This window comes from Ignavibacteriales bacterium (genome assembly GCA_020635255.1).
In the GTDB taxonomy this organism is placed as follows: Bacteria; Bacteroidota; Ignavibacteria; order Tepidaquicellales; family Tepidaquicellaceae; genus JAEYVS01.
On sequence record JACKAC010000001.1, the window covers coordinates 1350282 to 1374894 of the forward strand.

21 protein-coding genes are annotated in these 24613 nt (G+C 38.1%); 6 read left to right on the top strand and 15 right to left on the bottom strand.

The window, feature by feature from the left end; genetic code table 11:
• Positions 1–36: 36 nt before the first annotated feature.
• Positions 37–3402, top strand: a complete 3366-nt coding sequence (locus H6614_06080; protein MCB9243223.1) for a VCBS repeat-containing protein — start codon at positions 37–39, stop codon at positions 3400–3402.
• Between the two features lie 76 nt (positions 3403–3478).
• Here the strand turns inward: H6614_06080 and H6614_06085 are convergent, their stop codons facing one another.
• The 6 genes from H6614_06085 to H6614_06110 all read right to left on the bottom strand — a co-directional run bounded on the left by H6614_06085 (position 3479) and on the right by H6614_06110 (position 10620).
• The gene (locus tag H6614_06085; protein MCB9243224.1) at positions 3479–4387 is read right to left on the bottom strand and encodes a T9SS type A sorting domain-containing protein; all 909 of its coding nucleotides are present in this window, start codon (positions 4385–4387) and stop codon (positions 3479–3481) included.
• A gap of 50 nt (positions 4388–4437) precedes the next feature.
• Positions 4438–4839 (bottom strand): T9SS type A sorting domain-containing protein, encoded by a 402-nt coding sequence (locus H6614_06090; protein MCB9243225.1) that lies wholly within the window; start codon positions 4837–4839, stop codon positions 4438–4440.
• Between the two features lie 197 nt (positions 4840–5036).
• On the bottom strand, positions 5037–7208 hold the full coding sequence (locus tag H6614_06095; protein MCB9243226.1) for a T9SS type A sorting domain-containing protein: 2172 nt from the start codon (positions 7206–7208) through the stop codon (positions 5037–5039).
• A gap of 179 nt (positions 7209–7387) precedes the next feature.
• Positions 7388–8905, bottom strand: coding sequence for a Do family serine endopeptidase (locus H6614_06100; GenBank protein MCB9243227.1), 1518 nt, complete (start codon positions 8903–8905; stop codon positions 7388–7390).
• 47 nt (positions 8906–8952) lie between these two features.
• Entirely contained in the window at positions 8953–9666 is a 714-nt protein-coding gene (recO, locus tag H6614_06105) for a DNA repair protein RecO (GenBank protein MCB9243228.1), read from the bottom strand.
• Between the two features lie 33 nt (positions 9667–9699).
• A complete protein-coding gene (locus H6614_06110; protein ID MCB9243229.1) occupies positions 9700–10620 on the bottom strand; it encodes a bifunctional hydroxymethylpyrimidine kinase/phosphomethylpyrimidine kinase in 921 nt (306 codons plus the stop codon).
• A gap of 259 nt (positions 10621–10879) precedes the next feature.
• Between H6614_06110 and H6614_06115 the strand changes: the two genes are divergently transcribed.
• The gene (locus H6614_06115) at positions 10880–11215 is read left to right on the top strand and encodes a DUF3467 domain-containing protein (protein MCB9243230.1); all 336 of its coding nucleotides are present in this window, start codon (positions 10880–10882) and stop codon (positions 11213–11215) included.
• Here H6614_06115 and H6614_06120 read toward each other — a convergent pair whose 3' ends face one another.
• Positions 11216–12328, bottom strand: coding sequence for an LptF/LptG family permease (locus H6614_06120; protein MCB9243231.1), 1113 nt, complete (start codon positions 12326–12328; stop codon positions 11216–11218).
• Between the two features lie 89 nt (positions 12329–12417).
• Between H6614_06120 and H6614_06125 the strand changes: the two genes are divergently transcribed.
• Positions 12418–13026: a carboxymuconolactone decarboxylase family protein gene (locus H6614_06125; protein ID MCB9243232.1), complete on the top strand. Its 609-nt coding sequence runs from the start codon at positions 12418–12420 to the stop codon at positions 13024–13026.
• Between the two features lie 83 nt (positions 13027–13109).
• Here H6614_06125 and H6614_06130 read toward each other — a convergent pair whose 3' ends face one another.
• Complete coding sequence (locus tag H6614_06130) at positions 13110–13595, bottom strand: hypothetical protein (GenBank protein ID MCB9243233.1); 486 nt, start codon at positions 13593–13595, stop codon at positions 13110–13112.
• A 30-nt stretch (positions 13596–13625) separates the two neighbouring features.
• Complete coding sequence (locus tag H6614_06135; protein MCB9243234.1) at positions 13626–14312, bottom strand: carbonic anhydrase; 687 nt, start codon at positions 14310–14312, stop codon at positions 13626–13628.
• Positions 14313–14500: 188 nt separating this feature from the next.
• Between H6614_06135 and H6614_06140 the strand changes: the two genes are divergently transcribed.
• The 3 genes from H6614_06140 to nuoL all read left to right on the top strand — a co-directional run bounded on the left by H6614_06140 (position 14501) and on the right by nuoL (position 18287).
• Positions 14501–15964 (top strand): hypothetical protein, encoded by a 1464-nt coding sequence (locus tag H6614_06140; GenBank protein MCB9243235.1) that lies wholly within the window; start codon positions 14501–14503, stop codon positions 15962–15964.
• Between the two features lie 116 nt (positions 15965–16080).
• Complete coding sequence (gene nuoK, locus H6614_06145) at positions 16081–16380, top strand: NADH-quinone oxidoreductase subunit NuoK (protein ID MCB9243236.1); 300 nt, start codon at positions 16081–16083, stop codon at positions 16378–16380.
• Positions 16374–18287, top strand: a complete 1914-nt coding sequence (gene nuoL, locus H6614_06150; GenBank protein ID MCB9243237.1) for an NADH-quinone oxidoreductase subunit L — start codon at positions 16374–16376, stop codon at positions 18285–18287. Before nuoK ends, nuoL begins: the two co-directional genes overlap by 7 nt.
• A gap of 80 nt (positions 18288–18367) precedes the next feature.
• Here nuoL and H6614_06155 read toward each other — a convergent pair whose 3' ends face one another.
• The 6 genes from H6614_06155 to H6614_06180 are packed head-to-tail and all read right to left on the bottom strand — an operon-like array spanning position 18368 to position 24557.
• Positions 18368–19156, bottom strand: a complete 789-nt coding sequence (locus tag H6614_06155) for a cytochrome c (protein MCB9243238.1) — start codon at positions 19154–19156, stop codon at positions 18368–18370.
• 9 nt (positions 19157–19165) lie between these two features.
• Positions 19166–20029, bottom strand: coding sequence for a hypothetical protein (locus tag H6614_06160; protein ID MCB9243239.1), 864 nt, complete (start codon positions 20027–20029; stop codon positions 19166–19168).
• 11 nt (positions 20030–20040) lie between these two features.
• Entirely contained in the window at positions 20041–20766 is a 726-nt protein-coding gene (locus H6614_06165) for a 16S rRNA (uracil(1498)-N(3))-methyltransferase (GenBank protein ID MCB9243240.1), read from the bottom strand.
• 2 nt (positions 20767–20768) lie between these two features.
• Positions 20769–22169, bottom strand: a complete 1401-nt coding sequence (locus tag H6614_06170) for a BamA/TamA family outer membrane protein (protein ID MCB9243241.1) — start codon at positions 22167–22169, stop codon at positions 20769–20771.
• Position 22170: 1 nt separating this feature from the next.
• Positions 22171–24144, bottom strand: a complete 1974-nt coding sequence (locus tag H6614_06175; GenBank protein ID MCB9243242.1) for a DUF2723 domain-containing protein — start codon at positions 24142–24144, stop codon at positions 22171–22173.
• An 11-nt stretch (positions 24145–24155) separates the two neighbouring features.
• Positions 24156–24557, bottom strand: coding sequence for a CoA-binding protein (locus tag H6614_06180; protein ID MCB9243243.1), 402 nt, complete (start codon positions 24555–24557; stop codon positions 24156–24158).
• Positions 24558–24613: the final 56 nt, after the last annotated feature.

Genomic DNA, 24613 nt, shown 5'->3' on the forward strand with positions numbered 1-24613 from the left:
ATTGTTTTTTTGAAATAACAAAGGGGTGAATAGAATATGTACAATTTCAACCATAAGAAAAGGTCTGCCGGTATGGGAGTACTCGCAAGTCTTTTCGTAATGTTTGTTATGGCAATCATGACGCTTAACGGCTGTAACAAAGAAGAATCATCGGATAATACAAATACCGATGAATCAACTAAAGCAATTTTTGCTCAGGTACCCTCCGAAAAATCTCACATAGATTTTAATAACAAAGTTACCGAGACACCTGATCTGAATTATTTTTCATATCAGTACATCTATAACGGCGGCGGAGTTGCCGTCGGGGATATCAATAATGACGGTTTGCCAGATCTTTATTTCACTGCAAATCAACTTTCAAACAAGCTATATCTAAATAAAGGTAATCTTGAATTCGAGGATATCACGGATAAAGCTGGTGTAGCAGCCCGTGACGGCTGGAAAACAGGTGTATCAATGGTAGATATCAATAATGACGGTAACCTGGATATTTACGTTTCAAGATCAGGTAATAATCCGGATCCGGACTTGAGAAGAAACCTTCTTTATGTAAATAATGGGGACAATACATTTACCGAAAAAGCCCGCGATTATGGTATAGATGATCCCGGATATTCTACACAATCATATTTTGCCGATTTCGATAAGGATGGCGATCTCGATATGTATCTTGTCAGTCATAGGGTAGACTTTCAAAACAATGATCTGCTTTATGACAGATCAACGCTTCAGCCAACCGAATTCGATTCCGATAAACTTTATAAGAATAACGGAAGCGCATTCACGGACATTTCCAAAGAAGCAGGAATTTCAAACAAGGCATGGGGACTCAGCGCTTCTATTGGTGATTTTAATAATGACGGCTGGGAAGATATTTATGTTGCAAATGACTTCCTGGAGCCCGATATGCTCTATATAAACCAGGGTGACGGAACTTTTAAAGAAGAGATCGGCGAACATATTAGCCACATCTCTTTTTATGGAATGGGGAGCGATTTTGCCGATATAAATAATGACGGCTTTGCCGACCTTTATGTTCTGGACATGGTTGCTCCGCAACACGAAAGGTCGAAAAGAACAATGGCATCGATGAACCCGCCAAAGTTCTGGAAAATGGTAGACAACGGTTATAATTATCAGTATATGAGCAATACGCTCCAGCTTAATAACGGCAACGGTAATTTCAGTGAAATAAATCAGATCGCCGGAGTTGGTAAGACCGATTGGAGCTGGGCGCCTTTGTTTGCAGATTTTGACAACGATGGTATGAAAGATCTATTCGTAACAAACGGTATAACAAAAGACGTTACTGACAATGACTTTAAGATCAGCCTTCAAAAGAAGAAAGCAGCAGGTGAGAAGGTAACTTTTGAAGAAGTTATGGGAATGATGCCCGGTACCAAAGTTGCTAATTACATATACAGGAATACAGGCAATTTTAAATTCAAATCCATGGACGAGCCATGGAAAATGGATCAAAAGGTAAATTCAAACGGAGCTGCATACGCAGACCTGGATAATGACGGTGACCTTGAAATAGTAATTAACAATCTCGATGACGTTGCATCAATTTATGAAAACCTTGCTACGAAGGAACTGGATAATAATTACCTTCAGGTAAAATTCAAAGGACCTGAGACAAATCCAAACGGTTACGGCGCGAAAGTATATCTAATCAATGATGACGGCGCAATTCAATACCAGGAGCTATACCCGTCAAGAGGTTATCTATCCTCCGTAGAAAGCATCCTGCACTTTGGTGTAGGCAAAGCTGATGAGATAAAGAAACTGGTGATACAATGGCCGGACGGCAAACAACAGACTAAAGAAAACGTGAGTACGAATCAGGTTTTAGAAGCAAACTATTCAGATGCAAATGAAACAGCAACACCTGTAAATAAAATAGATCCTAAATACTTCCAGGAAGCTGAAAATGACCTGGGAATAGATTTTAAACACACGGATGTAGCATACGATGATTTTGTAAAAGAAAGCCTTATTCCTCATAAGCAATCTCAAAACGGTCCATTCATCTCAGTTGGAGATGTAAACGGAGACGGTATGGAAGATTTTTACATTGGCGGAGCGGCTGGTCAAAGCGGTGAGCTTTATATTCAGACCGGCGAAGGTAAATTCGCTAAGGCAGAAAGTCAGCCCTGGGAAGCCGATAAGGCATCAGAAGATATGGGTTCAGTATTCTTCGATGCAGACGGCGACGGTGACATGGACCTATACGTTTCCAGCGGAAGCAACGAATTCCCGGAAGGTTCTCCACTATTAGCGCACAGGCTGTATATCAATGACGGAAAAGGAGCATTTACAAAATCATCCGGCGCAATCCCTTCTATCACTACGAGTGGTATGGCAGTTACAGTAGGGGATTATGACGGCGACGGCGACATGGACCTATTTGTTGGGGGAAGAGTTACTCCTGCTAAGTATCCATATTCACCGCGAAGCTATCTGCTTAAAAACGACGGCGGTAAATTCACCGATGTAACCGAGACAGATGCACCAGGTCTTGTTACTCCCGGCATGATAACCGATGCAGAGTTCACAGATTTTGATAAAGACGGTGATATGGATCTTGCGTTTGTAGGTGAATGGATGCCGATATGTCTATTCCAAAATGACGGAGGCAAGTTCAAAGACGTCTCAAAAGAGAAGGGACTGGACGATCATTCCAGCGGATGGTGGTATAGTGTTACCCCGGCAGACCTGGATGGTGACGGTGATATGGACTTTATCTGTGGAAATCTAGGCGCAAATAATAAATTTCACCCATCAGGAGAAAAACCGCTCCAGGTATATAGTACTGACTTCGATGATAACGGAACAAACGACATAGTACTTGCAAAATTCAGTAATGATAAAAAATGCCTTCCTGTAAGGGGAAGAGAATGTTCATCGGGACAAATGCCATTCATACTGGATAAATTCCCAACATATCAGAGCTTCGCTGAAGCATCTCTTCAAAATATTTATACCGAAGATAAGCTAAACAGGGCTCTAAAGCTCGAAGCAAAGGATTTCGAAAGCTGTGTAATAATCAATAACAATGGGAAGTATGAAATGTCTATACTTCCGATCGAAGCACAGTTCTCACCGATCGCAGGCGCGATAGTGATAGACGTAAATAAGGACGGCAATATGGATATAGTAGCGGCAGGAAATAACTTCGGCGCTGAAGTCGAGACGATCAGGTATGACGCAGGCAGGGGAACAGTACTTCTCGGGGACGGTAAAGGCGGATTTAAGCCCGTTAATCTTCTAGAATCGGGATTCTTCGCTCCCGGAGACGTGAAAGACATTAAACTGATACATGTAGGAGCAGATAAGAAGCCTGTAATACTGGTAGCTAATAACAATGCTCAAATGCAGGCATTCTCGCTTAAATAAGATCAATAAGTATATAAAACAAAAAACCCCGCTGATTTGCTCGGCGGGGTTTTTTATTAGGGTAAAACCGTTAGTTTCATTTAGCAAGTATCATCTTCAATACTTCCGTCTCGCTCGAAGTCTTTATTCTGTAGAAGTAAATGCCACTCGGTAAACCATCTGCTTCAAATTCGACAGAATGTGTACCAGCAGAAAGACTTTCGTCAAGCAGAACTTTTACCTCTCTGCCCAGCCTGTCATAGACTGTAACATTGGTATAGCTAGCTTCCGGTAATGTAAATGATATTGTAGTATTGGGATTAAAAGGATTCGGGTAGTTTTTTGCTTTAAAGTAAGATTCACCCGTTTTCTTTTTAGTGTTATTACCAGTAATGAGATTTTCTTTGTTCTCGATTTCCGAGACCAAAGCAATACCTGTCTCAAGCTTCGATTCCTTATAATTCTTGCCTGTTTCATAATCCAGCCTGATACCAAAAGCATCGTCTTCGGTTATTGCCAGATCAACAGGAGTACTCGAAACGATCTTAAAATTCTCTTCGTCGAGTTTTATCTTTACTTCCTTCCATCCGTCGAAGTTTAAGGAAATCGGCTTAGCGACAAGCAGTACGTCCTTTTCTTCATCGTAGCTGTTATCATTATTGACATCGTATATTATACCTATCTTTACGTTACAGTCATTTGAAACACCCTGCAACATAACATTGAGGAAATTTCCCGCGGTAAAGTGGAATTTTTGATATTTAGCTATTTTGCCGACGTAAGTGCCGGGCTTCACTGCTTCGGTTGTGTATAATTCGCCAAATCCATTTTCTCTATTATCCTCATCGTGCGAGTATTTCATCTCTATCATTCCGCCCCATACCCAGTTAGGCATAGCTTTGAGGGAAAAATCATCATAGACCTTTGATTGAGAAAATGAAAAACGGGGAAGCGCAAAGAATGTAATTACCAGTAGTAAAACAGTAATCGTTTTTCTTGTGTGCATAGTTTTAAAATGTCTGAATTAAATTTGATCTAAGTCTAAAAAAGAAAGAATTACTTGATTAGAGTCATTCTTTTTACTGTAGTAAATCCGTTTACCTGGAGTTTATAGAGATATATTCCGGTAGTTAATTGGTTACCGTTGAATATAACGCTGTAAGTTCCTGGTTCCTGGTTTTCATTGACGAGTACGCCAACGACTTGTCCGACTAAGTTATAGACCTTCAAAGAGACGAAGCCTTCATTGTTGATCTTGTAACTTATTTTTGTGACCGGATTAAATGGATTCGGGTAATTTTGATAAAGTTTATAATCATCAACATTACCTGCTGAATTGCCTGAACCAAATCCATCTAATTGTGAACTGGGGATTTCATTTTCACCGGCATTTGCTCTAATGCCGATCAAAATAAAACCCGCAATTAATATTATATGTAAAAGGTACTTTTTTATCATCAGATAGTAATTTTGTTAAAGTTATCTATAATAACCTTAAAAATCAATAAAAAATTTCTTGACTGCACCTGTCATTACTGAGTAAATTCCTGTTTTTATTTATACGAGCATAATGGGTAAAAGTTCATTCTGTGGGGATAAAAAAGCGCCAAAATATGGTTGTTTTGACGCTTTTTGTATATAAAATTATTAAATGCTTATTTTATGAGCATCATTCTTCTAGTTTCCACATAGCTACCGGAGGAATAATCAGCTGTAAGCCTGTAGAAATATACTCCGCTGGCAAGCCCTGAGCCCTTAAAATCAGCCGAATAAGTGCCTGCATTCAGTCTGCCGTTTACAAGGGCGGCGACCTTTCTGCCAAGGTAATCGTAGACAACGAGCTTTACATTAGCGTCCTTAGCCAGCGCGAAATCGATCCTGGTCTGGGGATTGAACGGGTTAGGGTAGTTATTAAACAGCTTAAACTCGCCGGGTATCTCCTGGCCGATGTTATTAATGCCGACGCTATTATCCGCTATTGTGATAATGAATATATTCGATGCGAGAGAATCGTAAGCGTTGTATGCCCAGCTTCTCCAAACACATTGCACTGAATCGTTAGTAAATCCAATTACTGTCCTGCCCAATGAATCAAGGAAGCCTTTTGTGACGGTTAGTGATGTATCGTTTCCGCTGTTATTAGATGGGAAGAAGTACTCGGTCGTACCACCGATCTTTTTGAAGCTCCATTTATATGTAATGGATGGGTGATAGCCGGCTTTTCGCCACACAAAATCTACCTTTGATGTATCGCCCTGGCTGGTAAATATCTTTGACCAGTGAGAAGGGGATACCAATGATATTCCAATCAGCGTAAGGTTTTCATTAATCGTGAATACCGCGTCAGAGGTGTCACCTTGAGATGCATTAGCTGAATTAAGTATCCTTATCTTTGCTTGCTGAGTCGTATCCATGTTGGGAATATTCCAGATATACTCATTCTGGCTGGCAGGGATATTGCTCGCAATAGTCGACCATGAACCACCATTGTTTGTCGTAAGCTCAATATCAACATTTCCTGTAAATCCGCTTCCCCAGATTATATTTGTAGTTGTATATGTTTTGAATGATTCGCCTCCATTTGGAAAAGCTACAACAACCTGCTGGGAAAGACTATTCATACAAGGCGCATTTTCCGCATATGTTCTTATCAGATTTCTCGGAAGTGTTCCAAAGTTCAGCACCTTTCCAGCAGAAAGATGACAATAGCTCATAATTGTTCCTATTATCGGATGAGTAGGACCACTGTAGCATCCTCCCTCTACCTGGTAGCAGGTATCAATCGGACCACCGGGCCAACTACAGCTGTGTGTGTGAGGTGAACCAAAGTTATGTCCCATTTCGTGAGATACAACGTCGACATCCCATGAATATGTCGGCACCTGATTAAATCCACCGTTAGTATTACTAAATGCATATCCATAGCCATTGGATGTACTAGCACACAGAACATTAACCCATGCAATTCCGCCAAGTCCTCCTGCGCGTGTGCTAATCAGGTGGGCAATTGTTCTTTGATCGCTCTGATGGTTACTATTCCAATATGAACGAAACTGGTTAAGTATATCATTCGAACCTGATCCTGTATACGGATCAGCAGTCGTCCATACATTTACATAATTAATATTCAGCTTGATGTTCATTTCTCGTAAGTATAGAACCGATGACGTTGCGAATAGGGAAAGAGCATATGCTGTAGCATTATTTACCGATCCAAACCTGTTATGGGTAGCAAAGTCGAGATCCAATGCAATATTAGCCTGTCTAATCTCGGTTGTCATATTATCCATATCAGTATCCAGATTAGACATCATTCTTCGCATTTCATCCGTGATCTCATCACTGGTTGCACAACTAAAATTATTCTGCATCTTTAATTTACTTTCGCGGAACAATAGATAATCATTCTGGCCCATATTTTCCATTCTTCCGATTACATAACGCTCTACATCAGTCACCATAACGCCGTTCACGCCATTCAGAGAAAAATTAAGACTGATGAAGCTATTATCCAGCCCGTTAACTTTTCCCATATATGAAACAACAATGTTACGTAATGAAAACTCATCTATACCCGTGGAGGAAGTTGTTGTTCCTTTAGCATCAGGTGTTAGTATCTCAAATCTTTCTAATTGAATATTTGCACGCGTACCGTTTTCTACAGGAATACTGAGATTCAGCTTGTATGGCTTTGATGTAAAGATTTCATCAAAGACCTCCTTATTCAGCTTTAATAGCTGAGCATTATCCACACTTGAACGAACAGCCCGGTAATCATAGGACTGCGTGGTGAACAGATCATAGCTTAACGTTTGCGCGCCAGCCATGATGCTAATGCAGAATAACGAAATTACAAGAAGTATACTTTTTAACATAAATATTATTTTCCTTTGTTTTAAACGCTTTTGAGTGAAAATTAAGAAATTTAAAATTCTGCCCGGATATAAAAAAGGGCTGTACCTATATACTGCCTGGCACAACCCTTTAAAAATAAGATATATAAAATTTATTGTACTTCCAAAGCTATTAATCTTACATCCTTAGCAGGGGAGACGACTCTGAGCATTACCACGTCACCCTTGTTCTTATCACTGATCACACTTGCCAGATCCTCAACACTGCTTATCTTACTCTTATCGGCTTCAGTAATAACCAATCCTTCTCTGAGACCTCTATTAAATGCTTCTGTATAAGTTCCTACAGATGTAACATAGATCCCATTGCTTACGCCATACTTGCTAAGCATAGAGCCTGTCATATCGGATACCTTTAAACCTAATCCTTCAAATGCTTTAGAATTAAGATTAGGAGTGCTTTCATTTGATTCAGGCGCGTTATTAGAAACCGGCTGATTAGGCTGAATAGCTTCCTTTAATGTTACCTTTGTATCAAATGTATCTCCATTCCTGAATACGGTTAAATCAACTACATCACCAGGATCTTTTGCACCTATGACGGTTTGCAGTTGATTAGAAGCATTCACTTCCTGACCGTCAACTTTTAGTATAATGTCGCCAATCTTTAATCCAGCTTCTTCTCCTCCGCTTCCGGGTTGAACTCCCTGGATAAGAACACCTTTAGCTTCATTAAGACCTAAACCTTTAGCTTCCTTAATATCTACATCTTTTATCGATACTCCTATGTAGCCTCTTGCAACTTTACCTTTTTCGATAAGTTCTTGCGCTACTTCTTTTGCAATATTTATAGGAATGGCAAAACCATAACCCTGATAAAATCCGGTATTGGTTTTGATCGCAGCATTAATACCAATCACATAACCATTCATATCAACGAGTGCACCACCGCTATTGCCAGGATTTATTACTGCATCAGTCTGGATGAAGTTATTTATGGAATAGCTGTCGCCCATACGGATATTTCTTCCAATCGCTGATACGATACCCGACGTAACTGTATTATTAAGTCCGAGTGGATTACCGATAGCAAGTACCCATTCACCAACTTTTACTTCGTCGGAATTACCGACTGACGCAACCGGTAAATTGTCTGCATCGATTTTTATTACTGCGATATCCGTATTAGGATCAGTCCCTATCAACCTTGCATGGAATTCTCTCTTATCAGTCAAGACAACCTTAATACCATCATCCGATGCTTTTGTAACAACATGGTTGTTTGTCATGATGTAGCCATCACTGCTTATTATAACTCCTGAGCCCGAACCCTGGCTTGGCATGTCGTCCATATTATCAGGTCCAAAGAAGAAATCGAGATCGTTTTGCTTCTCGTTATCGTTATTCTCTTTACCTTTTGTTGTTACTTCAATATATACAGTTGCAGGTGTTACCTTTTCGGACACCTCGATAAAGGCATCATTTAAGTCCCTTATCGTTGGATTTTCATTTGCTATTGGGGGAGTAGTTTTAAAGTCGAGCTTTGAATCCGCTACCAGCAGACTGCCCTTATTAAAACTTGCAATAAGCACCGCCCCAAAAGTAAGCGCTACAATAAGCACTAGCGCCGTGCTCAATACTAATTTCTTTGAGATTTCTTTTTTTGACATAATATTTTATCTCCCTTTAAAAAGATTATTTGTGTCGGAAAATGGTATCAACTTTTCAATTCATGTAAAATATTTTTTGTTTTTAAATAACCGAATTTTTCCAAATGACTCGATAGGTAATGATCAAACTTATTTCCAATTTTTTCAGTGTCTCTGTCATCCAAAACCATATTTCCCGTAAAGTCGAGATCCCTTTCAAATAATGAATTAACAATAGGGTACTCTTTTCTACTTAGCTTTAATGCATTTAACGAATTAAAAGTTTCCGCTGCGCCACGCCCGGGAAGGGGATTATCATCAACCAATTCGGGCTTAATTCCCATATGTTTTGTAAGATTTGCCTGAAAATATAACAAATAATTACCCTTATTTCGTTCACATTCGTTTAACCTAAATAAACAGGTACTTAGAAGATCAAATATATCTTCATTATTGTCATAATCGTGAGTAGCATGATTTACAAGCTCAATAATCCTGAATGCTGAAGAGAGTTTATCCAGGTCAGACTTTATCTTTGAGAACGAATTTATACATTCGCCTTTGCTGATGAATTGTAAATCGCTGGTGTCTTTCTTGTTAAATATTATACTTACATGATTTATATTGTCAAAGACACCACTACTCCTAGATTTGACGCTTCTGGCGCTTTTTACCAGCGCGTTAAACTTACCGAAATCCCTCGTATAAAGCGTTATGATCTTACTTGCTTCACCATATCTGAAGCCTTTAGTAACTATTGCTTCCGATTTTACTATACTCATACGAACTTATTATTTTCCTTGTTGCAGAGCAAACTATAGTTCGATGTCTTCGAACCTGGTCAATTGCCTGAATTCCCTAAACCTGGAAAGTATTTTTTCATTATCAAGGTCTCTTAGAGCATCTATCGAAAACTTTTCGACACATATAGATGCCATAGTACTGCCGTATATCATAGCCAGACGCAGATTCTCTGGTTCGAGGCTTCCGGTTTTTGCCAGCCATCCCATAAAACCACCCGCGAATGTATCACCGGCACCGGTAGGATCATAAACAACCTCAAGAGGGTAGGCAGGCGCGGAGAATACAATATCATCGGTAAATAGCAACGCACCATGCTCGCCTTTCTTAATTACGGCTATCCTTGGTCCGAGTGAAAGAAGCTTCTTCGCAGAATTTACAAGATTGTATTCACCAGTTAGTTCTCTAGCTTCAGTGTCATTAATGATTATAATGTCGGCAAGCTTCAATGTGTTTATGAGCTCATCCTTGGCACTCTCTATCCAAAAATTCATAGTGTCTATTGCTATTAACTCAGGTTTTGTAACCTGCTTTATGACGCTCTGCTGTAATGCAGGGGCGATGTTCCCGACGCAAAGAAATTTACTACTCTTAAAATTATCCGGCACTATCGGATTAAAATCTTCGAATGCATTCAGTTCCGTTACAAGTGTATCACGAGTATTAAGATCGAAGTGATACCGACCATGCCAGAAGAAGGATTTTTTATCCGGATGGACCTCCAGTCCGGATGTATCAACGCCTTTCGATTTCAGAAACGCTACTTCGTCCTGTGGAAAATCATTTCCAACGATACCAATTAGCTTAACGTCATTTGTAAAGTAGCTTGCTGTAAGTGATATAAACGTAGCCGAACCACCAACTACACGATCCGCCTTACCAAATGGGGTCTCTATCGTATCAAACGCAACCGACCCAACGACCAAAAAACTCATTCTGTAAAATTTAAATTAGATAATGCTACAAATTATGAATTTTATTATAAATAATTAATTCTTTTTCCTGTGGTTTTAAAAATCCGGACCATAATAATATCAACAAAATTACTATAGGTAAAATAAGATTAAAATGAAAAAAAGGTTAGATACGTATCTAACCTGAATTCCTGATGAATAACCATAGACACAAAACTAATCATCCTGACTTTAATATTACGCTTATTTAAGGTAGTTTATCTTAAATAAATACAATACCATGGATGACAAACAAAACCCGGCACAACAACAAATAAACATAGAATTAGATGAGAAACAGGCAGAAGGGACTTACTCTAACCTAGTGATCATTACTCATTCACCCGCAGAATTTATTATGGATTTCACGCGTGTGGTGCCCGGCATACCTAAGGCAAAGGTGCAGTCACGAATCATAATGACGCCTCAGCATGCAAAGCTTTTCCTTAACGCACTGAACGAAAATATAAAGCGGTTCGAAAATCAGTTTGGAGAAATCAAAATACATAACCAGATCGCTGACGGGGGACTTGGGTTTCAATCACCAACCAACCCCAAGGATGAAAAAATAAACTAGTTACTCTCTCTGCAGACGCCAGAAGTTGACAAGTGAGATACCGATAAAAATTATGTTTGCCATCCAGGCAGTTAGTACCGGGTTTATATCACCGTTGTATCCAAATACCTGCGATATTTTTATAAACCCGAGATAGATAAAACTCACCATTATTGCGATACCGAACTGCAGAGCCGCACCGCCACGCCGACGGGAATTAGCCGATATAGAAGCACCGAAAAGGATTGTCACTATATTAGCAAATGAAAACGATATCTTAGAGTAGTAATCCACTTCGGTCTTTGCACTCTCCAGACCGCTGGCTTTTAGATTATCAATGAACTCACGGTGATCGCTGAGCGTCATCTCTTCAGGCATAAGCTGGTTTTTGATAATAAGGTCTGGTGTGAGCGAGATCTTACCAAGGTCTTTTATGTCGCCGGTGTAAATAACACTATACTGTTTGTAATCGATCTTGTTTGAATCACCAAAGACACGCTCATAAACATTTGAGAGCTTCCAGTCAGCCTTTGCCGAATCCCAAACAAAGCTCTGTATGTCGAATCGTGAAATTAAATGTGTAATGTCATTTTTGTCGAAGCTCTGAATCGATATCTGTCTGCCTGTGCGGGATGCATCATCATAAAATCCAATAGTAATTATACGATTATTCTTTTCCTGTATATGAAGATTCTGGACGGACGCATTAATGACATTTTTGCCCAGGTATTGACGGTCCAATTGTAATCTAGAGGAATTAGCATCCGGCACAACCCAGCCGTTAAAATAGATGGAGAATCCGGTCATCATAAATCCAAATACAAGAATCGGCGCCAGATAGCGTGCAAGACCTATACCGGCGGACTGCATAGCTGTAAATTCAGAATATGAAATAAACCTGCTTATTGTAAATAGGGAAGCCAGAAGCATTCCCATAGGTGTTATTAATTTTAAAATTTCAGGTATGAAATAAATGTAATATCTTATAATGATGTCAGTGGGAACGTTCTTATCGATAAATTTATCCAGATTTTCGATAAGGTCTACAGCTATGAAAATTATAACAAAGCACAGAATTCCAAAAAGGAAGTTTATAACGAAATTGCGGAGTATGTATTTATCGAGAATTTTCAATATAATACAATATACTTTATTATATACTTACTAACTATACTATATATATAATAGTTATACTTTATCAACAAAACTTTTTTATAGGTTAAATGAATACAGAAATCATTCTTCTTTGTAAACTCGCATCATGTGCTTCAGCTAAGAAATTCGATCAATTGCCCGGAATATTCTCGGATCTAAAGCAAATTGATTCCAATCCGGATCATATATACGAAACATTGTTGCAAATATACCTATTTAATGGTTTTCCTGCTACACTTGAATCTCTAAAACTATTTAAGGAACATTTTTCTAACTATGCGCCACCTAAAGAGCAATATAATGTTAATTTATTTGAAAAAAGAGGAATTATTAATTGTAAACAGGTATATAGCTCAAATTTTGATAAATTACAGCAAAATATAGGCTCATTTAGTCCTGACCTGGCAGATTGGATGCTTATCGAGGGTTATGGCAAGGTTATGGGCAGACCCGGATTACCAATGCAAACACGTGAACTACTAAATGTTGCTATGCTAAGTACCAATTACGCTGAACATCAATTATACTCACATATAAAGGGCTCATTTAATACGGGATCAGATTATAATACCATAAAACAGGTAATCGAAGTTACAAACGAATATAATACAGCTGAAAACCTAAAGAAAAGTCTCGAAATGCTTAAAAAGGTTAAAAGCACAGTTCAAACCCAATAATACATATATCGTCATATAATATATATTATGTAAAGTTAAATTTATTTATAAACTTCTTACCTCTATCCCAATGGTACTCCCCTCTAAGGTATTAAGTGAATATCCGGATGAGTTTCCAGGTTTGGATTTATTTGTTTCTTCCAGGCTGTAGGAATCAGCGTCGACATAAAAAGGACCACATACGAAGCTACCCAAAAGTACAAACCAAATTTAATAATTACAGCGGTGGTCATACCCGCCTCATTATACATTAGGGTTGAGACAAAAAATGAAGGGATAGTCATACAAATAGCAATTACAGATATTGGAATGGCTATAAAATTAGTTATACGGAAAAAAGCCATAATTATGCAGGCAAGGTACAATATATTTGATATCCATGGCACCAGCAGGCTCCAATCATAAAAAAACGATAACCAGCCTATAATCAGGCACTCGAAGCCGTGTACAGACGTTCCTGGAGTTACCTGATAATAGACATCAGAAACAAGCGATATTAAGTAAAGCAATAAGGAAAATCCCATTAAACCTAACTTTACTATCATGATCGGATTTAACCTGCCGGGCATGTAAACTTTTTTCCACTAAAATAACCTCAATTAATCTTCTAAGAAAGTAACTTTTCCCGTCGATACGTCATACATTCCTCCAACAATCTTGATCTTTCCTTCGTCCTCCATTGCTTTAAGTACCGGACTATTCTTCCTGATATCTTCTACAGCCAGCCTTACATTTTCTTCAGTTACAAGCTCAACGAATTTTTTATCTTTTGATGTCCTATCTCCATCAAATTTTGTTGAAGTTACTGCAGGATCTATCTTTTTCAGCAGACCGGTCAAATTACCCAGTTCAGCTCCATCTATTGCACCTTTTACTGCTCCGCATTCTGTATGCCCAAGAACAAGGATAAGTTTTGAACCAACAACAGCACATCCATATTCCATACCACCGAGTATATCAGCATTACTAATATTACCTGCAACCCTATTAATAAAAATATCCCCTATCCCCTGGTCAAATAAGGTTTCAGGATCAACTCTGGAGTCCATACAACTCAGTAAAACAGCATATGGATACTGTCCCTTACTCGAATTTTTTACTTCGGTACTGGAATTTCTTTCAACAGTATTTCCATTTACGAATCTCTGATTTCCTTCCTTAAGCATGGTTAAAGCATCGTCAGGAGTTGTATTTTCCTGCTGTTCTTTTGTGAATTGCGAATATCCATTTATTTGTAAAACGGATAAAATTAAAGCAAGCGAAACGAAAAAGGTTTTTAGATTCAAAATTGTGCTCCTTTATTTTTTTGGAAATTTAGGTAAAAATACGACTTTTTAATTCTCATACAAAAGAAATTTTTAAGAATTAGTCTCGACGGAAAAATAATCAGTTATTTGTATAATATGCATTTTCAGGCTGGAATCGGATAATTTACCTTTTTACTATATAGCTTCCTGGGTATATTAGTCTCGAAATGAAAAAAAGCAAATTAGTCGAAATACTGGGTACATACTCCCCTTCTGAAATCAAAACTTTCGAGAAATTTATTGCATCCCCCTATTTTTCCAGAGGCAGAGATGTTTCCGGTTTATATTCATATTTAAAATCCTATTACCCGGGTTTCGAAAGTAAATTTATTAAAAAAGAAACAGTCTTTTCTTCGTTATTCCCTGGTGAAAAATACAGTGAGAAAAAACTTAAAAACCTATCATTTGAGCTTGCACAGCTTGCCGAGCAATTTCTTATTTCCGAATCATTGAAAAAAAATTATACGGAAAAAGCAATGTTACTGGCAATCGAATACAAAGACAGGAACAAAGGAAAACTTTTCTTTAATACACTGAAGATAATCGAGGATAAAATTGACAAAAAACTTTTCGATAGCTTCGACGCATTCTCAATGGAAGAAAAGATTCTCTGGTTAAAACAGGAATATTATATAGGGATCAATGATTACAAGGAAGTAATATCCTTAAAAGGTAAGCATACCGAGTATATAATGTTGTCTTTCCTGATAAAATTCTTGCGTGCTCTTCGCGACAAAGAAATAGTTAATTCGGGTTATCCCGGAGAAATGAACACAACCCTCCTGGACTGCCTGGCCGAGGGTTTTGATATTGAAAAGACAATTAAACTTCTAAAGAAAGAAAAGTTCCGTTTTGTGTGGCTTATCGAATTATACTACCTTGCTTACACGTCTTCTAAAGAACTCGATAATGAAAATGCATATTTCAGTTTTCGGAAATTGTACAAAGAGAACATCGGAAATTTTTCTAAGCGGGAAAAGTATTATATACTCAGCGATTTTCTTTCCTTTTGTGTAAGAAATCAAAACAGAGGAAAGTCAAATTACCAATCCGAGGAAATGACACTTTATAAAGAAATGGTCAGGCAGGATGCTTTTTGCGCTTCCGAAGACGATCATCTCAATATTGTTTTATTTAGAAATATTTTATTTATGGCATTAAGCTTAGATGAGGATAAATGGTTTGAAGAGAACAGGAGTATTATCGTTAACAGACTAAGACCTGAACTGAAAGAAAATGCCGAGTATTATGCAATTGCGCATTTGGAATATGAAAAAGGAAATTATGAGAAGGCTCTGGAAAATATCAATAAAGTAAAATACGATGTTTTTTTATACAAAATTGATGTTAAAAACCTATTGTTAAAAATATTTTTCGAATTAAAACAATACGACCAAGCTTTTTCTCTGGTAGATGCCTATAAGCATTTTCTCAAAAGTAATAAAGAACTATCTCATGAATACAAAGAGCAATTCCTTAATTTTATAATTATGTACAATAAAATCCTTCGGACAATTTCGCAAAACAAACCTGAAAACCAAGACTTTTTATTAAGTGAACTCAAAAGCATAAAAACCATATCAAATCGGGACTGGCTAACGGAAAAGATCAATAATTTAAAGAATAAATAGTTTGACTACCTTAATATAACATAGCACAAGTATTCTAAAATTTTAACTTTATTCCCAAAAATACATTTATTAATTTATCTTGATAAGAAAATTACCAAATACCCTAAATGCCAACTATAGACGTTAATTTTTACCTCATACTCAGCGCATTTCTATTTACAATTGGTGTCATAGGTGTCCTGGTCCGCAGAAACGCAATAATCATATTCATGTGTATCGAGCTTATGCTAAATGCCATAAACCTCTCTCTTGTGGCGTTTTCCTCTTATATGGGAAACGTTAGCGGACAGATATTTGTGTTCATGGTATTGACCGTTGCGGCAGCTGAGGCGGCAATTGGTCTGGCTATCATTATTTCTCTCTACAGGAATAAGGATACTCTCAATATTGACGAACTCAACATTTTAAAATGGTAGATCTCTTTCCATTAATAATCATATTACCTTTAGCCGGATTCCTGATAAACGGATTGTTCGGTAAAAAGATTAATAACGAAAAGGTTTCGGGCTGGCTGTCTTCCCTGCTGGTGTTTATACCTTTTGTTATCGGTGCCGGGATATTTTTTCAAATGCTGGGGATGCCTGCCGAAGAAAGAAGCATTTCGGTAAATTTCTTTAGCTGGATACAAACAGGAACCCTTTCTGTCAATATAGCATACCTGCTCGACCCGCTATCGGTATCACTTTTACTGATCGTAACGGGAATAGGATTTTTGATACATGTATATTCTATCGGATATATGCACGGTGACCAGGGATTTGCTAAGTTCTTCGCATTTTTGAACCTTTTCATTTTCGCAATGCTGAACCTGATACTAGCGGATAACTTCCTGCTAGTCTTCCTTGGATGGGAAGGTGTGGGTCTCTGCTCATATTTATTGATCGGATTCTGGTATGAACAGAAATTTACCGGGGATGCCGCTAAGAAGGCATTTATAATGAACCGTATCGGTGATTTTGGATTTATGATAGCAATGTTTCTTATATTCGCAAATTTTGGTACGCTGACGATATCGGAATTCCTTGGTCAGTTAGGCGGTTTTGAATTAAACAACTCACTGCTTATTGCAATATCATTGTTATTCTTTCTCGGAGCAACAGGTAAATCAGCACAGATACCGCTCTTTGTATGGCTACCGGATGCTATGGCAGGTCCAACTCCTGTATCGGCTCTCATACATGCGGCGACTATGGTAACCGCAGGTGTATATCTTGTAGCAAGGACTTCGCTACTATATGCTCTTGCACCATTTACTACAGAGATCATTTTGGTTGTTGCTATATTGACGGCTGTTATTGCGGCGACGATAGCAATAAAGCAGAATGATATTAAAAAAATACTCGCGTACTCCACAGTATCACAGTTAGGATTTATGTTTATTGCGCTGGGGGTATTTGCGTATCACATAGCAATATTTCACCTAATCACACACGCATTCTTTAAAGCGCTGATGTTCCTTGGATCCGGATCTGTAATACACGGTATGCACGAGGAGCAGGACATAAGAAAAATGGGCGGCTTAAAGAATAAGATGAAGATCACGTTTATAACGTTCTTCATCGGTGCGCTAGCGATATCGGGAATTCCTCCCCTATCCGGGTTCTTTTCAAAGGATGAAATATTATATAACTTAATTGCTCATTCTACGATACCATTTTACATAATTGTTCTCATTACCGCCGGAATAACGGCATTCTATATGTGGAGACTAATGGGACTGACATTCTATGGTAAACCAAGATATGACCAGGAACATCTGCATCCACACGAGTCACCTGCTACGATGACTGTACCGCTCATAATTCTCGCTATACTCTCAGCAATAGGAGGCTTTATAGGACTTCCCCATTTTACTGGAATGCCTAATTATCTAGAGCATTGGCTGGAGCCGGTATTTGCAAAAGCACAGGAAGTATATCTGGCGAATAATCCCGTAAATGATCATACCATTAGCTTTGAGCTTGCGCTCATAGCACTATCGGTTGCAGTTGCTACAACAGCTATCGTTATCGCATTTAGAAAATTCTCAAAACAGGAAACATTCGAAGAGCCGAAGGGATTTGGAAAGGTACTCGAGAACAAATACTACGTTGACGAAGCTTATGACAAAGCTGTTGTTCAGCCAATATACAGGACTTCAGATAAGTTCTTGTGGGGCATATTTGATGTAAAGATAATAGATGGCTTGGTTAATGGAGTAGCAAAATTTATTTCTTCGCTAAGCATAGACTGGAGAAAGTTACAGACGGGAGTTATACAAGATTACACTACAATAGCTGTACTTGGTATTGTTGCAACCATCTTATATTTTATACTGCGTTAGAAAAATCTTAGAATAGCACAAAGGAAAAGAGGAAACGGCATACTCACGTTTCCTCTTTTTAGTTTTCCCCCATAACAATCTTATTTTTGAGGCTGTACTACTTTTGTCATTATAAATTCAGAGATGTCTGCAATATCCTGATTTGTAATTTGCCCCTCCTTAAAGAATGGCATTACATCATGTCCCAATCTAACATTGAACGCGATCCCTCGAACATCCCCTTCATATTCATTAAGGTGCGGTACGTCTTTCACCGGACTATCTTTGCTATGGCAATGTGAACATGCATCCTTGAAAAGAGTCTGCCCATGTTCGGCATCACCTTTTAGTTTAACTATCTCGTCGCGCTGGAGTTTGAATTTATCCTTATCGCGATCAGGCAAAGCAATAGTTTCATAAACTTCTTCTGTTGGGTCGTTAGGTGTCGCAATCTCTTCAAAATATGCATTCAGCGCATTGATCTGATCGGGAGTAAGTTCATCTTTATATCCAAGGTAGCGTTCCCAGCAGATTGTCGACCCACCGGCAGTTTTTTTCACTTCTTCTCTGGTAATCATGCCATGATATGTAGAAGTTCTTTTTGGCACTCCATTTACGGGTGAGAAGTATTTGGTAAGCGTGTTACTTGTGTTACTTCCGTCACTGTGGCAATCCGCGCACATCAGACCTGTCTCGGTCGATGCTTTATAAAATATCTCTTTACCCTGAGCAGATAGCCCAGAAGTCTGCGAATTATCATTGTTCTCAGATGTTGTATCACCTGAAGACTTTTTATCGGTGCTATTATTGCATCCGGTGTAAATAACTGCTGAAAATAAAAACAACAAAGAACATACTAGAAAAATGGGTCTTAGGATTTTTACCTTCATGATTATAATTTATTTTTTAGTGGTTTTTTTCCCAATATTCGGATAGAAATTAATACCCAAATAAACTGTCCCCCAGTTAACCTTTTTTTCCTCATTTGTATAGGATTCAAATTGTCCTCCTATTGGCGAATAAATATTAGAATAAAACTGTCCCTCTTCATCATTCAATTCAATATTTGTTCTCCCCCACTCCATTCTGCCTGAAATAGATCTGTCATTGTTTTTCAAGAGCAGATTACCAAGATCGTATTTGATACCGGCAACTATACCAAAATTCTTATTGAGCTTTACTTCTATACCGCCGTTAAAATTAACACCTATTCTGAAACCGCTGAAGCCTACCCTATTTGTATCATATGAATTTTCTGTACGTGTTAATTCTCCGCCCATAAAATTTAACGATAAATTAACTCCCGCGAAAGGGCTAACGATATTAGTAAAAGCTGACGGCGCAACCTCAAAGCCAAACCCGATAGCAAAATTTGAGAAGCTATAATTATAATTTACCGATGTAGGGAGCGTGTCTCCTGCTATCAAAATACCGGTAACGCCTGATTTAGAAGATTGGAATGTATTGAATGAATTATATGAAATAAAAGCAACACCACGTGTGATGCTATACTTATCAAAATTAATTTTTGCGGCTCCAAAAAATTGGATACCGGTTTTTGCCGCATAGTTATTTGTAATAAAATTTGTATCTATGTAAATAAACCCGTTCGGTGCATAGACGACATAGTCGTTTCCTTTTAGCTGATCCATAGGCTCGGATATCCCAATACCAAATTGGAACACAGGCTTATCCAGCTGTGAAAATGCATTTGAAGTAATCAAAAAGGATAGCAAAGCCAGTAAAAGAATTTTGATCTTCATTGATTTGATTTTTAGTTGCAATTAAGGATTTCAAAAACGGCAACGACTGCGGCGGTCTCTGCCCTGAGCTTTCTTTCCCCAAGGGATCCGGCCTGCCACCCGGAATTTTTGAGGCGATCTACTTCAACTTCACTAAACCCGCCCTCAGGTCCTATCAGCAGAAATACATCCCTGGAAGAATCGTCATATACAAATTTAGCGTCTTTTTCGGAAAATTCATACATAACTATTCTGTTTTTGTTGCTCATTGTGCTATCCAATAAATCATCGAACTTAATGATATTATTGATTTTAGGTAAAAAACATCTTTGAGACTGCCCCATAGCCGAGATACTAATTCTATGCAGTCTATTCAATTTTGTTTCGTTAAATATTGATTTATTTATCGTTCGCTCTGTAATAACAGGTGTGACCGAATAAACGCCCAATTCGACGGCTTTTTCAACTGCAAATTCATACCGGTCAAGATTTTTTAAGGGTGCTATATATAAATGAATCCTCTTATCCGGTTCGTACAGATCGGTCTCAATTTGTTTAATATTGCATCGAATTTGCTCTTTTGAAATATCTGTAATTTCACACCTGTAAATATTCAGCTCACCATCCGTCACATCAATACTATCACCCGGCTTTTTACGAAGAACTTTTGCAAGATGGCGGTATTCAAAATCCCCGTCAATAAAAAGAGATTTTCCTGAAATATCTATATTCTTTTTTGGAGTATAATAATATTCCATAATTAAAATGAAGCTGATATATCCAATATCAGATCCAGGGTGAGTTTATTCTGATCTTGCTTGCTGAATCCTAGGTCCATTCTTCCTACAAAATCGAACGGTAATATTGCATTTAATCCCACGCCGTACCCGCTTCTAAACTGGGTTTTATAAAAATCATCATTTTTATCCCAAACTCCTCCAACATCATAAAATGTAGTAAAATACAATCCATATTTATAACTCAAACCACTAAGGAACGAAATATTCTTAATTATTGGGAGGTTTTTACCGTCAATATAATTTGGTTTGATTATTGGAAATCGAAATTCCGCGTATAAACCAAGGAGATTATCACCTTCGAAGACTTTTCCGCTCCATCCCCTGATCTCGTTACCGTAGCCGAACTTCTCTTTTAAATAAGGAGGTATATTGCCCCCCCATGAGACCGCTCCAAGTATTCTTGAAGCAAAAACTATCGTATATCCATCAAAAGGTATTATAGGGATATATTTTCTTGCATCGAGCGAAGCCCGGTTAAAATTAATATATCTATTTGAAAAACCGAATTGTGTTAAACTAAGGTTGCCGTATGCTCCATTTGTAGGATACGAATATAAGTCACGCGAATCCAGGTGGGAACTAAGTGTGGCTGTCGGATAATCATCTATCCCTGTTGGCGATAGAGATCTGCCCGGCTGATAATCCTGAACACTAGTACGGTTATACCCCCCTCCGATAGATACAGATAAATTTCGCGTAAGGAAGCGCCCAAAGGACAGATTAAAATTAATGTTCTCAGTTGAATATTTGGGCAAAGTATCTATATCCACAACAGTACCCGGGGGGAGATTATATATATCCTGTACGTATTTTTGCGCATATCCTACACCCGCAGAAAGGAAGTATTTATCCGAACCAAGCCATGGATTTGAGTATGAGGCATTTATAAACGGCTCATAGCCTATTCCAAAGCTTAAGCCCAGAGTTTCATTCATTCCCCTGAAATTTCGCCATTTTATCTTTAACCCGCCCCATACCTTCTTAAGACTTCCCTCTTTTATCCCTCCCTGAGGGATCGGCAGAATGTAAAACGACTCCTGTACCGTAATTATGAGATTTAAGCTGTCAGAGGCGACCGGGACCGGCGTAACATCGACTTTGGTAAATAATCCAAGATTATATATTCTCTGAATGTCGTCTTTTAGGGTATTAACGTTCAGAAGACTTCCCTCCCTGGTCTTCATTTCACGAAGAATTACTACGTCTTTGGTAGTCTTATTTCCGGCGAAAACTATCTTATCGACATATACCTTGGTATTAGAATTTACTTCGATACTATCCTGTAACTGATTGGAATATAAAGATGATAAAGGTAAAAAAATAAAGCTAAATAGAGCTAATATTTTAAGATTCTTAACCACATCAATTATTCAACTGTTGCTTAAGCTGAGTTAGTTTGTTCATCAATTGCCTGGCTTCAGGTCTATTCGGAAAATCCCGTATTGCCTTATTCAGCAGCTTTTCGGCTTCTGTAAAATTATTGTTCATTAAATAATAATTTGCCGAGCTTACCAGCGAAGTATAATATTGATTCATTATGAAAGTATAATGGTATGAATCTCTGTCGGTAACTGTATATTGAAGATCAGGCTGAACCAGGTCAGGAATTGTTTGTTTCTTACTGATCCTTAATAAAACTCCCTGAGGAATACGGTAATAATCCGGTCCAATTCTCTCAGACTTTTCCTGCTCTAATTCATAACTTATGAATATTGGACGTTTATCTATGTTTGACTCGACTATGCAATTAAGTAAATTAGCGAATTGAGTCCTTATTAGCGCCAGATCCTGCTGATCCTGCATAGTTTGAGGGTTAGTATAACGGGTAGCATTTGCTTCAAATTTTAGTAACTCAACCGTATATGCCTCGAATTGCGGTTTGCATGGCTCATAAACATCGGGATAATGCTTTTTTATGTAACCCATGTACCAGGACTTCCGCATTAACTCTTTATCAATTATAATTAGATCAGGACGAATATTTTTCACATACTGATAATATATCGATGGTGATATGAAAAAATCCCATTGCGAGGACATGATAATGGAATTTTCCGGTGCGGAGTTAAATACATTCATCGTATAATCCTGAACAAAATAGTTTTCGTTCTGATTTGCATCCGCAAAATTAATATATAATGTTATACCCACAAGGATCAATGTAGCAGCTGAATACTGTATAAAATTCCCTTTAAACTTCCCAACAATAAAATAAAACCCGTATGCAATCCACATAGATAAAATTATAAAAGCCAGCAGGAAATAAGAATCTATATCATAGATATCGTAGTTAATAGCATAGATCACTGTAAATGAAAACAATAGAACGGTATACATAAAAAGTTTTTTATTCCAATTGTATAATGCGATCAATCCAGGAATAGCAACGATCAAAGATACAAAAAAGAATTCTTTTGGGAGTATCTCGAGAAAATGATTAAACTGGTGACCTGCATTATCAAAAGAAGAAAACATCCATACGCTGAACTGCTTACCCCGCACATGGTTGAATAGGTTTTCTAAGTTGTTTGTATTTCCCCAGCTTATTACCGGGTTATCAGCTCTAATCAAAAGATAGGAATAAACACTCAAACCGAGCGCAAATGGTATTGCCATTATGGCTATCCGTTTGAACGAGCCGGAATTAAATCCGTTCAATGCAAAATAAAGATATAGTGTACCTACACCTAAAAATATCGTTGTGAGGTGATTGCTAAAGCTCAGTCCTAACACAAATGCAAACGCAAGCCAGTATTTCTCCCGTTGTAAAAAAGTACCTTCTTTTTCTTTGAGTGAATTGCATGCTTTAAGGAAAAGAAATATCACCGACACAAGAAACAAAGTATGAAGCGAATACACCTCGATGGATGTCGCTGTTTGCCAGAAAGTGAGAGAGAAAGCCAGTAGCCATGATGCAGACAGACATATAAAATAAATCGACATATCGTCAAGTTTGATCTTTGTCTGTTTACTTGATTTTGACTGAGCCTTGTTCTTACTTTTTACCTGCTTTTGCGCCGGTGTATTTCCTGGTAAACTAAAATCTTTAAATAAGAACACCAGTAAGTTATAAAACACTAAAATTGTGAACGCTGAAAGAATTGCGCACATGAGATTAAGCCGGTATATCGGCTCCCCTATTGGTATATGTGAAAAGAGGTTTCCGATAATCGTAAAAAGAGGATACCCTGTCGGGTGTGCAACGGCAAGCTTAATGCAAGCTGTAGCCAGTTCACCTGTATCGATGAAAGAAACCGTCGGTGCAAGTGTATATATATACATGACCAGCGGGACAAAAAAAGCCGCTGCCATGAATAAATATTTTTTTGAGTCCACTTTCCCTTCCATCAGCTCATTTTATCATGTTCAACATAAATACATTTATTCTCGATGTAATCGATGCCATTCTCTTCAGCGAGTTTCTTAGCGTCCTCATTAAAAACTCCTATCTGCGTCCATATTACCTTTGGTTTATACGGCAGTTCAAGCACTTCTTTGACAAGGTCATGTACAGCGTCCGATCTTCTGAATACATCGATGATTTCGACTTCATCCGGAATATCTTTTATGCTGGTATAACAATCTATCTCACCTATACATTCTCCTTGTAAGCGAGGATTTACACCATAAACTGTATATCCGTGTTCCGCCATGTATTGAGCAATTTTTTTGCTTGGTCGAATACCTTTATCCGAGTATCCTATTACGGCGATCTTTTTATGCTTTTTAAGAGCTTCTTCCGGAGTCATGTTATATAATATAAAAAAGGGGTTCGCTCCGTTACCGGATAAACCCCATTATAAAA

What these genes read in the sequence shown, in the direction of transcription:
- H6614_06110 (MCB9243229.1), bottom strand. Translation starts at nt 10,620, where the DNA reads ATGAGTTTTTTGGTCGTTGGGTCGGTTGCGTTTGATACGATAGAGACC.
- H6614_06090 (MCB9243225.1), bottom strand. Translation starts at nt 4,839, where the DNA reads ATGATAAAAAAGTACCTTTTACATATAATATTAATTGCGGGTTTTATT.
- H6614_06115 (MCB9243230.1), top strand. Translation starts at nt 10,880, where the DNA reads ATGGATGACAAACAAAACCCGGCACAACAACAAATAAACATAGAATTA.
- H6614_06125 (MCB9243232.1), top strand. Translation starts at nt 12,418, where the DNA reads ATGAATACAGAAATCATTCTTCTTTGTAAACTCGCATCATGTGCTTCA.
- H6614_06130 (MCB9243233.1), bottom strand. Translation starts at nt 13,595, where the DNA reads ATGCCCGGCAGGTTAAATCCGATCATGATAGTAAAGTTAGGTTTAATG.
- H6614_06095 (MCB9243226.1), bottom strand. Translation starts at nt 7,208, where the DNA reads ATGGCTGGCGCGCAAACGTTAAGCTATGATCTGTTCACCACGCAGTCC.
- H6614_06155 (MCB9243238.1), bottom strand. Translation starts at nt 19,156, where the DNA reads ATGAAGGTAAAAATCCTAAGACCCATTTTTCTAGTATGTTCTTTGTTG.
- H6614_06180 (MCB9243243.1), bottom strand. Translation starts at nt 24,557, where the DNA reads ATGACTCCGGAAGAAGCTCTTAAAAAGCATAAAAAGATCGCCGTAATA.
- H6614_06165 (MCB9243240.1), bottom strand. Translation starts at nt 20,766, where the DNA reads ATGGAATATTATTATACTCCAAAAAAGAATATAGATATTTCAGGAAAA.
- nuoL (MCB9243237.1), top strand. Translation starts at nt 16,374, where the DNA reads ATGGTAGATCTCTTTCCATTAATAATCATATTACCTTTAGCCGGATTC.
- H6614_06080 (MCB9243223.1), top strand. Translation starts at nt 37, where the DNA reads ATGTACAATTTCAACCATAAGAAAAGGTCTGCCGGTATGGGAGTACTC.
- recO (MCB9243228.1), bottom strand. Translation starts at nt 9,666, where the DNA reads ATGAGTATAGTAAAATCGGAAGCAATAGTTACTAAAGGCTTCAGATAT.
- H6614_06160 (MCB9243239.1), bottom strand. Translation starts at nt 20,029, where the DNA reads ATGAAGATCAAAATTCTTTTACTGGCTTTGCTATCCTTTTTGATTACT.
- H6614_06140 (MCB9243235.1), top strand. Translation starts at nt 14,501, where the DNA reads ATGAAAAAAAGCAAATTAGTCGAAATACTGGGTACATACTCCCCTTCT.
- H6614_06100 (MCB9243227.1), bottom strand. Translation starts at nt 8,905, where the DNA reads ATGTCAAAAAAAGAAATCTCAAAGAAATTAGTATTGAGCACGGCGCTA.
- H6614_06085 (MCB9243224.1), bottom strand. Translation starts at nt 4,387, where the DNA reads ATGCACACAAGAAAAACGATTACTGTTTTACTACTGGTAATTACATTC.